Annotated in this window: 12 protein-coding genes, 1 tRNA gene and 1 pseudogene; 10 read left to right on the top strand and 4 right to left on the bottom strand. The window is 77.0% G+C overall.

Features of this window, described 5'->3' with window-relative positions:
- Positions 1–13: 13 nt before the first annotated feature.
- The gene (locus tag BJP59_RS05515; RefSeq protein WP_021483252.1) at positions 14–1297 is read left to right on the top strand and encodes a VWA domain-containing protein; all 1284 of its coding nucleotides are present in this window, start codon (positions 14–16) and stop codon (positions 1295–1297) included.
- A complete protein-coding gene (locus BJP59_RS05510) occupies positions 1294–2280 on the top strand; it encodes an FHA domain-containing protein (protein WP_194522426.1) in 987 nt (328 codons plus the stop codon). Before BJP59_RS05515 ends, BJP59_RS05510 begins: the two co-directional genes overlap by 4 nt.
- Before the next feature lie 7 nt (positions 2281–2287).
- Here BJP59_RS05510 and BJP59_RS05505 read toward each other — a convergent pair whose 3' ends face one another.
- Complete coding sequence (locus tag BJP59_RS05505; RefSeq protein WP_369824872.1) at positions 2288–2773, bottom strand: Hsp20/alpha crystallin family protein; 486 nt, start codon at positions 2771–2773, stop codon at positions 2288–2290.
- Between the two features lie 338 nt (positions 2774–3111).
- Between BJP59_RS05505 and BJP59_RS05500 the strand changes: the two genes are divergently transcribed.
- The 5 genes from BJP59_RS05500 to BJP59_RS05480 all read left to right on the top strand — a co-directional run bounded on the left by BJP59_RS05500 (position 3112) and on the right by BJP59_RS05480 (position 7832).
- Positions 3112–3825 carry a biotin transporter BioY gene (locus BJP59_RS05500; RefSeq protein WP_194522425.1) on the top strand — a complete coding sequence of 238 codons (714 nt, stop codon included), beginning with the start codon at positions 3112–3114 and terminating at the stop codon, positions 3823–3825.
- A 20-nt stretch (positions 3826–3845) separates the two neighbouring features.
- Positions 3846–5243: a class I adenylate-forming enzyme family protein gene (locus BJP59_RS05495; protein WP_194522424.1), complete on the top strand. Its 1398-nt coding sequence runs from the start codon at positions 3846–3848 to the stop codon at positions 5241–5243.
- 8 nt (positions 5244–5251) lie between these two features.
- A complete protein-coding gene (locus BJP59_RS05490; protein ID WP_194522423.1) occupies positions 5252–6451 on the top strand; it encodes a thiolase family protein in 1200 nt (399 codons plus the stop codon).
- A gap of 104 nt (positions 6452–6555) precedes the next feature.
- Entirely contained in the window at positions 6556–7236 is a 681-nt protein-coding gene (locus tag BJP59_RS05485; protein WP_194522942.1) for an energy-coupling factor ABC transporter ATP-binding protein, read from the top strand.
- Entirely contained in the window at positions 7233–7832 is a 600-nt protein-coding gene (locus BJP59_RS05480; RefSeq protein WP_194522422.1) for an energy-coupling factor transporter transmembrane component T family protein, read from the top strand. The genes BJP59_RS05485 and BJP59_RS05480 overlap by 4 nt, the downstream gene beginning before the upstream one ends.
- 98 nt (positions 7833–7930) lie before the next feature.
- On the opposite strand, the gene BJP59_RS05475 is transcribed toward BJP59_RS05480, so the two are convergent.
- The 3 genes from BJP59_RS05475 to BJP59_RS05465 are packed head-to-tail and all read right to left on the bottom strand — an operon-like array spanning position 7931 to position 10658.
- Complete coding sequence (locus BJP59_RS05475; RefSeq protein WP_194522421.1) at positions 7931–9253, bottom strand: MFS transporter; 1323 nt, start codon at positions 9251–9253, stop codon at positions 7931–7933.
- Positions 9250–9873, bottom strand: a complete 624-nt coding sequence (locus tag BJP59_RS05470; RefSeq protein ID WP_194522420.1) for an ArsR/SmtB family transcription factor — start codon at positions 9871–9873, stop codon at positions 9250–9252. The genes BJP59_RS05475 and BJP59_RS05470 overlap by 4 nt, the downstream gene beginning before the upstream one ends.
- 47 nt (positions 9874–9920) lie before the next feature.
- Complete coding sequence (locus tag BJP59_RS05465; RefSeq protein ID WP_194522419.1) at positions 9921–10658, bottom strand: phosphatase PAP2 family protein; 738 nt, start codon at positions 10656–10658, stop codon at positions 9921–9923.
- 235 nt (positions 10659–10893) lie between these two features.
- Here BJP59_RS05465 and BJP59_RS05460 point away from each other — a divergent pair, with 235 nt between their 5' ends.
- The 3 genes and pseudogenes from BJP59_RS05460 to BJP59_RS05450 all read left to right on the top strand — a co-directional run bounded on the left by BJP59_RS05460 (position 10894) and on the right by BJP59_RS05450 (position 12037).
- The gene (locus BJP59_RS05460; RefSeq protein ID WP_157446647.1) at positions 10894–11034 is read left to right on the top strand and encodes a hypothetical protein; all 141 of its coding nucleotides are present in this window, start codon (positions 10894–10896) and stop codon (positions 11032–11034) included.
- 182 nt (positions 11035–11216) lie between these two features.
- Positions 11217–11869, top strand: a pseudogene (gene orn / locus BJP59_RS05455) (oligoribonuclease).
- 92 nt (positions 11870–11961) lie between these two features.
- Positions 11962–12037: transfer RNA gene (locus BJP59_RS05450), tRNA-His, on the top strand.
- Positions 12038–12116: the final 79 nt, after the last annotated feature.

Raw genomic sequence — 12116 nt, 5'->3', positions numbered from 1 at the left:
CGAAGGAGCCCCCATGGCCGAGTTCGCCGCCGAGGTCTACCAGAACGAGTTCCTGTCCGAGGGCGCGACGGACGTCCACGCGATCGTCACCGTGACGTGCCGCGGCGCCGGGAGCGCGGGGAGCGCCGGCGGCGCGGGCGGGGTGGCCGAGATCATCATGGTCGACACGTCGGGGTCGATGTCGGGGCGCAACATCGAGGCCGCGAAGCACGCCGCCCAGGTCGCGGTCGACCAGATCCTCGACGGCACGTGGTTCGCGATCGTCGGCGGCAGCCACGTCGCGAACCGTGCGTTCCCCTACCCGAACGCCCGCATGGCCATGGTGCAGATGGAGCCGGGCGCGCGGGCCGAGGCGAAGCGCGCGATCTCGATGCTCACGCCCGGCGGCGGCACGGCGATGAGCACGTGGCTGCGCCTCGCGGACCAGCTCTTCGCCACGGTGCCGCAGGCGACGCAGCGGCACGCGATCCTGCTCACCGACGGCAAGAACGAGTCGGAGCCCCGCGCCAACCTCTCGGCCGCGGTCCGGGACGTCACGGGCCACTTCCAGTGCGACGCGCGCGGCGTCGGCTCGCGCTGGCAGGTCGACGAGCTGCGCGAGATCTCCACCGCGCTGCTCGGCACGGTGGACCTCATCGCGGACCCGAACGAGATCGCCGCCGACTTCGAGAAGCTCATGCAGGCGTCGATGGCGCGCGGCGTCGCCTCGGCCGACCTGCGCGTGTGGGCCCCGCAGGGCTCGCAGGTGCTGTTCGTACGCCAGGTCGCCCCGACCGTCGAGGACCTCACGCACCGCCGGGCCGAGGTCAACCCGCTCACGGGCGCGTACCCGACCGGGTCGTGGGGCGACGAGTCGCGCGACTACCACGTCGCGGTGCGCGTGGCCTCGAAGCCCGTCGGCTCCGAGCAGCTCGCGGCGCGCGTCCAGCTCGCCGTGAACGGCGAGGTCGTGTCCTCGGGCCTGGTCAAGGCGAAGTGGTCCGACGACGAGTCGCTCACCACGCGCATCAACCCCGAGGTCGCGCACTACACCGGCCAGACCGAGCTCGCCGCGGCGATCCAGGAGGGCCTCGCGGCCAAGGCGTCGGGCGACGAGGCGACGGCGACCGTCAAGCTCGGCCGCGCCGTCCAGCTCGCGCAGCAGACCGGGAACGAGGAGGCGACGTCGCGCCTGCGCAAGGTCGTCGAGATCGACGACGAGGAGCACGGCACCGTGCGGCTCAAGCGCAACACCTCGACGCTCGACGAGATGGCGCTCGACACCGCCTCGACGAAGACGACGCGGGTGCGTCGGTGAGCGCCGTCGTCTGCCCCAACGGGCACCCCTCGGAGTCGACCGACTACTGCGACGTGTGCGGCGAGCCCATCGCCGCGGCGTCGGCACCCGCGACGCCCGCAGCGGGCGCGGCGTCTCCTGCTCCGGGCGGGGCCTCCGCACCGGCGCAGGCCCTCGAGTGCCCGAACTGCGGCTCGCCCGCTCCTGCCGGCGCGCTGTTCTGCGAGAACTGCGGCTACGACTTCACCACCGGCGCCCTGCCCGACCCGGTGGAGCCTGCGTCGGCGCTCTCGCTCGACCCGCCGTCGCGCCCCACGCCGGCCACCCCGGCCGCACCCGCCGCTGCCCCGGCCGCACCCGCCGCTGCCCCGGCCGCACCGGGGGCGGGCCTCGCGTCGGGCGTGACGCCGCCCCCGCTCCCGGCTCCGGCCGCGTCCCCCGCGTCCGCGGCCACCCCGCCGCCGGGCGCCTCCGCACCGCTCGAGGCTCCGGCGTCGACCCCGGTCACCGGGACCGCCGCGGGTGCGCAGCCCACCGGTGCGCCCGCGGACCCGGCAGCGCCGTCGGGCGCGCACCTGCCGACGCCGCCCGTGCCCGGGCCGGACCAGTGGGTCGTCGAGATCTGGATCGACCCGGACTGGTACGCAGCCCAGCAGCCCGAGGACCCCATGCCGTCGGCGGGCCTGCCGGGGCTCGTCGTGCTGCGCGAGCGCAGCGTGCTCGTGGGGCGCCCGTCGGTCTCGCGCGGCATCCACCCGCAGGTCGACTGCGGCGCGGACACCGGCGTCTCGCGACGGCACTGCCAGCTCAGCACGGACGGGCAGCGCTGGTGGGTCGAGGACCTGCAGTCCTCGAACGGCACCTACGTGAGCCCCGCGGGGGAACCGCTCCCGACGGACCCGATCCCCGCCGGCCAGCGACGCGAGCTGGCCGACGGGGACCGCGTGTACCTCGGGGCGTGGACGCGCCTCGTCGTCCGCAAGGCGCTCCCGGGCGAGGCGTGAGCCCGGCTCAGCCCTCCGACGTCTGAGGCTCGGCCTCGGCCGTGATCTGGGTCGCCGCGCCGCCCGCGCGGTGCGCGACCTCGATCCGGCGGGGCCGGGCCTCCTCGGCCACCGGGATCGTCAGCGTCAGCACGCCGTCCTCGTACGACGCCGTGATCTTGTCGAGCGCCAGGCCGCGCCCCACCGTGAGCTGGCGCGCGTACGTGCCGGACGGCCGCTCGCGGGCGAGCCACTGGACGTCCGGGTCGGTCCGGGGGCTGCGCTCGGCGCGGATGGTCAGCGTGCGGTCCTCGACGGACACGTCGATCGTGCCTGGGTCGACGCCCGGGAGGTCCATCGTCAGCACGTAGTGGTCCCCGGCGCGGAACAGGTCGAGCGGCATGCCGCCCGAGGCCGCCGAGGCAGCGGTCGCGCGGGCGCCGGACGCGAGCTGGCCGACGAGACGGTCCATCGCGTCGAAGGTGCTCGTGAAGGGGTCGGTCATCGCAGCCACACCTCTCACCTCCTCGTCGCACGGTCCCGGACGGTCCGGGACCGGTCGGTGCTCCCGCGAGGCAGGCACCCCGCGGGCGGCTACAGCTCCTGTTTTAGCACTCTCACCTCGAGAGTGCCAAGAGGTGCGACGAGCCGTGTCGCCCGGCCGGACAGGCCGGGTTGTGCTGCTCCCACACCGATCCCGCGCCCGCGCCCCGGCGCGGTTGGAGGATCCCTCCAACGCCTTGTGCGATCCGTGCACGGCGGGCCGCGGAGGTGGTCGCGAGCGCCGTCGCCCGACGACCGCCGTCCCGGCCAGAGTGGACACGCCCGACCACCGACAGCAGGGAGCCCGCGATGACCGACGCCCGCACGGAGACGCCCGCCGCCACCCCGTCCGCCACGGCGCCCACCGCCCCGGAGGTGCTGCGCGACGCACCCCCGGACGCGCTCGACCATCGCCGCGGCCGGTTCGCGCTCGACGCCGGCGACGCCGCGCGGGTCGCGACGTTCGCCGCGCTCCTGGCCGCGCTCGGCCTGCCCGGCTCGATCGCGCTGTTCGGCAACGCGGTGCCCGTGACGCTCCAGACGCTCGGCGTCATGCTCGCGGGGGCGATCCTCGGCGCGTGGCGCGGCTCGCTCGCCGTCGCGACGTTCCTCGCGCTCGCCGCGGCCGGGCTCCCCGTCCTCGCGGGCGGGCGCGGCGGGCTCGGGGCGTTCGTCGGGCCGTCCGCGGGCTACCTCGTCGGGTTCCTCGCCGGCGCGGCCGTCGTGGGCCTGCTCGTCGACCGGCTCCGGCGCGTCACGTTCGCGCCCGTGCTCCTCGCGTGCGTCGTCGGCGGGATCGCGGTCGTCTACGCCGTCGGCATCCCGGTGCAGGCGCTCGTCACGGGCGTGCCGCTGCCCACGACCGCGCAGCTCTCGCTCGCGTTCCTGCCCGGCGACCTGCTCAAGGCGCTCGCTGCCGCCGCGATCACGGTGGGCGTCGTGCGGGCCTACCCCGCGGCCCGTCCGGTCGGGCGCACCGGACGCGTCGACCGTGCCGCGGCCGACGGCCGCCCCGCCTCCTGAACACCTGCGAGAGTGTCCGCGTGCCCGTCGCCCACCAGGTCCTGACGCACGCCGCCGACCCGGCGGTGCGCGACCGTCCCGCCCTGCGCACGCCCGAGCGGTCGCGCACCTACGCCGCGCTCGCCGCGGACGTGCGCGCGGGTGCGACGCACCTGCGCGCGTCGGGCACGCGACCGGGCGACCTCGTCGCCGTGTCGCTGCCGGACCCGCTCGACCTGCTCACGGCGATGCTGGCCGTCGACCACCTGGGCGCGACGCCGCTCGTGTGCGACGCCGCCTGGCCGCGCGCCCACCGCGCCGAGGTGCTGCGCACGCTCGCGCCGCGCACGTTCGTCGAGGTGCCGCTGCCGCGCGGGACCGGCACCGCCGACGGCGCGGAGCCCGCGCCGTCGCACGTCCCCGGCCCCGACGACCTCGCGTGGGCCGGGTTCTCGTCCGGGAGCACCGGCCGCCCGCGCGCGGTCGTGCGCACGCGCGCGTCGTGGGCGGGGTCGTTCGACGCGGTCACGCGGCTCCTCGGGCTGCGGCCCACCGACGCCGTCCTCGTCCCCGGCCCGCTCGCGTCGTCGCTGTACTGCTTCGCCGCCGTGCACACGCTCGCCGTCGGGGCGTGCGCCGTCCTCACGCGCAGCCCGGCCGCGACGACGGCGGCGCTCGCGACGAGCGACGTCGTGCACCTCGTGCCGCAGGTCCTCGACGACGTGCTCGACGCCGTCGCCGCGGGCGCGCCGTCCCGGCTGCGGCACGCGGTCGTCGGCGGGGCGTCGCTCGCGCCCGGGGCGCGGGAGCGGGCGCGGGGCCTCGGCGTCGACGTGCTCGCGTACTACGGCGCCGTCGAGCTGTCGTTCGTCGCCTACGACCCCGACGGGTCCGGGATGCGCGCGTTCCCCGGCGTGGACCTGGCGGTCCGTCCGCTGCCGTCGGCGAGCGTCGGCGAGGTGTGGGTGCGCTCGCCGTGGGTGTCGCGCGGCTACCTCGCGCGCGCCACGGGACCGCTGCGGCGCGACGGCGCGTGGCACACCGTCGGGGACCTCGCCGACCCGGGGCCGGAGCCTCTCGTGCTGCGCGGCCGGGGCGACGGCGCGATCCTCTCGGGCGGCTCGACGGTCGTGCCCGAGGACGTCGAGGTCGTGCTGCGGGCCGTGCCCGGGGTGCGCGACGTCGTCGTGCTCGGCACGGCGCACCGGCGCCTCGGGGCGGTCGTGACCGCCGTCGTGGAGTGCGACGACCGGTCGGGGCTGCGTGCGCACCTCGAGCGGGTCGCCCGTGCGGCGCTCGCGCCGGCCCAGCGACCGCGGCGCTGGTACGGCACGCGCGCGCTGCCGCGGACGCCGTCGGGCAAGCCCGCGCGCGGCGCAGTGAGCGAGGCCCTCGGCGGGACGGACCTCGCGCGGTCGGGCCTGGAGCCGCTGCGGTGAGCCGGCGGATGTTCGGGGCGACGAACGGCGCGCCCGACGCGACGCCCGTGGTGGTCGCTGCGCGCCGCACGTGGGTCGGCACGGCGGGCCACGGGCACCGGGCGCTCACCGAGGTGGACCTCGCGGCCGCTGTCCTGCGCGCGACCCTCGACGACGCGCGGGCGCACGGCGTCGACGGTGACGTCGCGGACGTCGTGCTCGGGTGCTGCACAGGCCCCGGCGGGGACGTCGCGCGCGTCGCGGCGCTCGCCGCGGGAGCGGGCGTCGGCGTGCCCGGCCTCACGGTCGACCGGCAGTGCGCGTCGGGCCTCGCGGCCGTGCTCGTCGCGGCGCAGCAGGTCCGCGCGGGCGAGGCGGCGCTCGTCCTCGCGGGCGGCACCGAGAGTGCGACGCGCTCGCCCGCGCGGGCCCACCGCACGCCCTGGGGCGACGTCCCGTACGCGCGCGCGGCGTTCGCGCCCGTGCCGTGGGCCGACCCGGGGATGGGCGCGGCGGCCGACGAGCTCGCGCGGCGCCGCGGCGTGACCCGCGAGCGCCAGGAGGCGTACGCGGTGCGCAGCCACGCGCGCGCCCGCGCGGCGCACGACGCCGGCCGGTTCGCCGCCGAGACCGTGCGCGTCGGCCCGCCGGGCCGTGCCCTGGAGCGCGACGAGCGCGCGCGCCGCCTCGACCCGGCCGTCGTCGCACGGCTCTCCCCCGCGTTCACCCCCGACGGGACCGTCACGGCGGCGACGTCGAGCCCGGTGAGCGACGGCGCCGCGGTCGTCGCGGTGGTTCCCGAGGCGGTGCGCCGCGACCTGGGCCTCGCGGGCCTGCGGGTCGTCGCGTCGGCCACCGTGGGCTGCGACCCGGCGCTGCCCGGGTGGGGCCCGGTGCCCGCGGTGCGCGCCGTGCTCGACCGCGCCGGCGCGCGACTCGACGACCTCGCGGCGGTCGAGGTCGTCGAGGCGTTCGCAGCCCAGGTGCTCGCGGTCACCGGCGCGCTCGGCCTCGACCCGCTGGGCGACCCGGTGGACGACGCCCGGGTGTGCGCCGACGGCGGCGCCCTCGCGCTGGGCCACCCGTGGGGCGCGAGCGGCGCGGTGGCCGTGGTCCGGCTGTTCTCCCGGCTCGTGCGCGGGGGCGCGCGCGCCGGGACGCTCGGGCTCGCGACGGCGGCCGTCGGCGGCGGCCAGGGCGTCGCGGTGCTCGTGGAGGTGACACGGTGATCGCGCGCACGGCGCGCGCCGTGCGGGGGCGACGACGGGACCGCCCGGCCGACGCCGCGCCGCCCGCACCGGAGGCCCCCATCGAGCACGACGCCGGGGGGTGCGTGGTGCGGCTCGAGGACGTGCACGTGCGGCTCGGCGAGCGCGACGTCCTGCGCGGCGTGAGCCTCGAGCTGCGCGAGCACCGGGTCGGCGTGGTCGGGGCGAACGGCTCGGGCAAGAGCACCCTGGCCCGCCTGCTCAACGGGCTCGTCGTGCCCACGGCGGGGCGCGTGCTCGTCGACGGCCTCGACACACGCCGCCAGGGCGCGGCGGTGCGACGGCGCGTGGGGTTCGTGTTCACCGACCCGGACGCGCAGATCGTCATGCCGACCGTGGCGGAGGACGTCGCGTACTCGCTGCGCGGCGTCCCCGCGGACGAGCGCGCCGCGGTCGTGCGGCGCGCCCTCGCCGCGCGCGGCCTCGCCGAGCACGCGGACCATCCCGCGCACCTGCTCTCGGGCGGCCAGAAGCAGCTCCTCGCGCTCACCTCCGTGCTCGCGGCGGGACCGCGCCTCGTCGTGGCCGACGAGCCGACCACGCTCCTCGACCTGCGCAACACGCGCCGCGTCGCCGCGGAGCTCGCGTCCCTCTCCCAGCAGGTCGTGCTCGTCTCGCACGACCTCGCGCTCATGGACGCGATGGACCGCGTGCTCGTGGTCGACGGCGGGCGGGTCGTCGCGGACGACGCGCCGGGCCCGGCCGTCGCGCACTACCGGCGCCTGGTCGACGCGGGGCCGGGATGACGGCGGGCGGCTACCGCCCGGGGACCTCGGTGCTGCACCGCCTCCCGGCCGGGGCGAAGCTCGTCGGCCTCGCGACGGCGTCGGGCGCGGTGCTGCTCGTGTCGTCACCGGTCGCGGTGGGGGTCGTGGTCGTCGTGGTCGCGGCGCTCTACGCGCTCGCGGGGGTGGGGGCCCGCGCGGCGTGGGAGCAGGTCCGACCGCTGCGGCTCGTCGTGCCGGTGCTCCTCGCGGTGCAGTGGTTCGCGCTCGGTCCCGCCGCCGCGGTGGTCCTCACGACCCGCCTCGTGGCGCTCGTCGCGCTCGCGGGCCTCGTGCTGCTCACGACCCGCACGGCCGCGGTGCTCGCGGCGATCGAGCGCGGGCTGCGCCCGCTCGGCCGCGTGGGGGTCGACGTCGGCCGGTTCGCGCTCGTCCTCTCGCTCGCCGTGCGCTCCGTCCCGGTGGTCGCGGCGCTCGCGCAGCGCGTGCGGGACGCGTGCCGCGCGCGCGGCCGGGAGCACGACGTCCGGGCCTTCGCCGTCCCGCTCGTCGTGGGCGCCCTGCGCCAGGCGGACGCGCTCGGCGACGCGCTGCGCGCCCGCGGCCTCGACGACTGAGGCCGCCCCGGCGTCGTCTCGCCGGTGGTCCCGGTGCTGCGCCTCGCCGGTGTTCCCCGCCGTTGCGCTCCCGCCGCTGTGCCCGCCGGTCCGTCCCGCTAGCGTGCGCCGACGACGACGCGACGGCCGCGCAGGGCGAGCGCCGCGGCGACGGCGATGCCCGCCACGGTCACGACGAGCAGCGCCCGGTAGTCCACGACCCCGACGAGCGCGGCCCCCACCACGGTGAGCAGGAGCTGGGGCACGTTGAGCAGCATGGTGCTCGCCGCGGCCACCCGGCCCTGGAGCGCGGGCGGCGTGCGGAGCTGGCGCTCGGTGACGAACCCGACGATCGCCCACGTGACGCCGAGGCCGACGCCGCCCAGCCCGACGACGACCGCCACCACGCTCGTACCGGTCGCCGGGACGATGCCGAGCGCGAGCACGACCAGCCCCAGCGCGACGAGGCGCTGCGCACCCCACCGGGCCGCGAGCCGGGCGGCGGTGAGGCCGGCCACGATCGCGGTCACGGCCTGGACGGACGAGACCGGGCCGAGCAGCGCGGCGGGCAGACCGAGGCCGTCCTCGACGATCGCGAGGCTCACGGCGTTGAGCAGGCCCACCGCGCCGAACGCGACGACGAGCGCGACGGTGAGGACGCCGAGCGGGGCCGTCCGTGCGAGGTGCCGGAAGCCCGCCGTCACCTCGGCGAGGTACGGCTCGCGCTCGTCGGACGGCGGCGTCTCGCGCACCCGCACGCGCGCCACCACCGCGGCCGCGACGACGAACGCGCCCGACGCGGCCAGGACGAGCGGCCACACGCCCGCCATCGCGTAGGCGCCCGCGCCGACGACGGGCATGAGCAGGCGGAACACCTGGTCGATCGTCGTGAGGCGGCCGTTCGCGGCGGCGAGCGCGTCGTCGGGCAGCATGTCGCGCACGAGCCCGGACTGCGCCGCGGACGTCGCGAACCCGACCCCCGAGTACACGACCGTCACGAGGAGCACGAGCCACACCTGTCCCGGGCCGCGGACGAGGAGGAGCGCGAGCAGCACGGCCGCGCCGACGAGGTACGTCGCGACGAGCATCCGGCGGCGGGACACCCGGTCGGCGAGCTGGCCGAGGAACGGCGACGCGAGCGCGGGCAGGCCCAGCGCGGCGAACACGAGCCCGGCCGCACCGTTCGATCCCGTGAGGTCCTTGACCCACACGGCGAGGATGATCGCGAGCACCGAGTCGGCGAAGTTGGTGAAGCCCCACGCGACGGAGAGCAGCCGGAAGGGGCGCCCGCGGAGCGCCGCCCGTGCGTCCGGTCCCGGCGTCGTGCTCTCGCGCTGCGGCGCGGACGCCCCGGTCGCACTCTCCCCGGTCGCCGTCGGCGCGGCGGTCGACGTCGGCGCCGCGGCCTGGTCCGTGGCCGCCGGCTCGGACGGCGCGGTCACCGGGGGTCCGCGGGCGGGTCGGCGTTGACGACGGCGAACAGCCGCGCCGGTCGCGCGCCCTCGGGGCGCAGCGCCGGGTCCTCCCAGCGCCCGGCGAACCGGTCGGTGAGCGCCTCGACCTCGCGCGCGAGCGCGTCGAGCTCCTCGCGCGTCGCGTAGAACGACGACGAGCTGAGCGTGGAGGCGAGCAGCCACCGCGGGTCCTCCGCCGCGGCGCCGGCGAGCCACGCCCGCACGCGCGCCGCCTCCTGGCCGAGCACGAGGTCCGCCACGGCGCTCGCCGCGGGCAGCGACTCGGGCACGTCGGGGTCGAAGCGGGTCTGGCGGCCGCGCCCGACCGTCCGCCACGGGCGCTCCTTGCCGCGCCGCTCGGCGGCCTCGACGTAGCCGTACTTCGCGAGCATGCGCAGGTGGAACGAGCAGCTCGCGACCGACTCGCCCGTGACCTCGGCGCAGCGCGTGGCCGTGACCTCGCCCTCGTCGTCGAGCAGCGCGAGGATCCGCAGGCGCAGGGGGTGCGCGAGGGCGCGGATGCTCGCCGGGTCGGTCGCGACGACCGGCTCCGGCGGGGTCGTGCCCTCGGGGGCGCCCGGCGCGGGGCGGTCGGCAGCGGTCGTCATGGCGACGACGCTACGTCACGAAAGATATCTTGCGCAAGAGTTCTTTTCTAAGCATCGTCGGGTGCCGTCTCGACGGGTCGCGGCGGCGCCTCCGGTCGGGCCCGGAGGTCGTGCACCCGGCTGACCGCGACCACGACGCCGAGCACGGCCACGGCCAGGCAGAGCCCGGCGAGGACGTCCGTGAGGAAGTGGTACCCGAGGTAGAGGCGGCTCAGCGCCACGGTCCCGACGACGAGCACCGACGCCACGACCCAGACCGTGAGCACGCGCGCGTCGCGGTGGCGATGCCACACGAGGTAGCCCCCGACGAGCACGAGCGTCGCCGCGCCGATCGTGTGGCCCGACGGGAACGAGAACGACCGCTCCACCCCGGCCACGACCATCGAGACGTCCGGGGGGCGCGGGCGCGCGATCACGGCCTTGAGCACGCTCGAGACGAGGGTCGCGAGCACCATCGCCCCGGCGAGCAGACCCGGCTCCCACCACGTCCCCGAGCGGCGCGCCCACACGATGCACCCCACCGCCACGAGGACGGGCAGCACGAACGGGCCGAACACGTTCGTCACGACCGTCAGCACCCCCGTCGCGACGGGAGTCCGGTGCGCGACCATCCAGGCCAGCAGCGGCTCGTCGAACCGCCAGAGGTCGTCCCGCTCCCGGACCGAGTCCAGCAGTCCGGCGAAGCCCAGGACGCCGACCAGGACCAGGAGCACCCCCGGCCAGACGCTCACGAGCACCGCCCGCGGCGACGTGCCCTCCTTCGACCCGCTCGTCGTCGCTCCCATCCCCGGAGGCTACGGAACGGTGGCCGACGACGCAGGGCGGCACGGTCCCGGAGGCCCCGACGGACCCCCGGGAGGTCCCGCGGGCGGTCCCCGTCGAAAAACCCGTGCATCCCCGGAGGCCGCCGTGGTCGTATGGAGCACACACCGCGGTGGCGTCCGTCCGGTCCGTACCGGGCGGTGGAGGGTCCGGCCAGACCCACGAACCCAGCGTCACGAGAGCAGCACCATGCATCCCTTGATCACGTACGACGTGGCGGCCCTCAGCCGTCGCGAGCAGCTGCAGGAGCAGACCCTGCGCCGGTCGCAGCTGCGCCGCACCACGACCCGCGTCCCGGCGCACACCCGGCAGGCCCGCCTGTCGCGCCGCACCGCATGACGCGCACCGAGCGCTCGTCACGCCGGGGGCACACCCCGCCGGGCGAGAGCGCGACCCGTCGAAGGCCTCGGCCGTCCGGACCCTCCGTGGACCGGACCGCCGGGGCCTTCCTCGTGCGCGACTAGGCTGTGGGCGTGAGCCCTGTGAACGCGAACGAACGCATCGTCTGGATCGACTGCGAGATGACCGGGCTCGACCTGGGCGCCGACGCCCTCGTCGAGGTCGCCGCGGTCGTCACCGACTCCGAGCTCAACGTGCTCGGCGACGGGGTCGACGTCCTGGTCCGCCCCCGGCCGAGGCGCTCGAGCAGATGGGCGACTTCGTGCGCCAGATGCACACGACGTCCGGCCTCCTGGACGAGCTCGACGAGGGCCTGACGCTGGCCGAGGCCGAGCAGCGCGTCCTGGACTACGTCCGCACCTGGGTGCCGGAGCCCGGGAAGGCGCCCCTCGCCGGGAACTCCGTCGGGACCGACAAGGCGTTCCTCGACCGCGACATGCCGGCCCTCATGAGCCACCTGCACTACCGGATCATCGACGTCTCCTCCGTCAAGGAGCTCTCGCGCCGCTGGTACCCGCGCGCCTACTTCTCCTCTCCCGAGAAGCACGGCGGGCACCGCGCGCTCGCCGACATCCTCGAGAGCATCGACGAGCTGCGCTACTACCGCGCCGCCGTCTTCGTGCCCGCGCCGGGCCCGGACTCGGCGACCGCGCGCAAGATCGCGGAGCAGGTCGTCACGACGAGCGTGACCCGGGGGCGCACGCGCCCCGCGGAGGGCACGGACGCCACCGACGACCCGGCCGTGGCGACCGTCACAGGAGCCGGCGAGGCCTGACGCGAGAAAGGCGTCCAGGAGCACCCCGCGGACCGGGTACACTTTTCGACGGCCGGTGCTCCAGGCGCCGGTCCGTGAGCACGGCTCACATGGTGGGTATAGCTCAGCTGGTAGAGCACCTGGTTGTGGTCCAGGGGGTCGCGGGTTCAAGTCCCGTTACTCACCCCAGACGGCGAGGGCCGGTCTCCGTACGGAGACCGGCCCTCGTCACGTCCCGGGCCCGACGAGCCCTCCGTCGGCGCGCCCC

It is taken from the genome of Cellulosimicrobium sp. JZ28, from assembly GCF_015327065.1.
GTDB classification, from domain to species: domain Bacteria; phylum Actinomycetota; class Actinomycetes; order Actinomycetales; family Cellulomonadaceae; genus Cellulosimicrobium; species Cellulosimicrobium funkei.
This window is presented reverse-complemented; position numbering and strand designations above follow the sequence as displayed.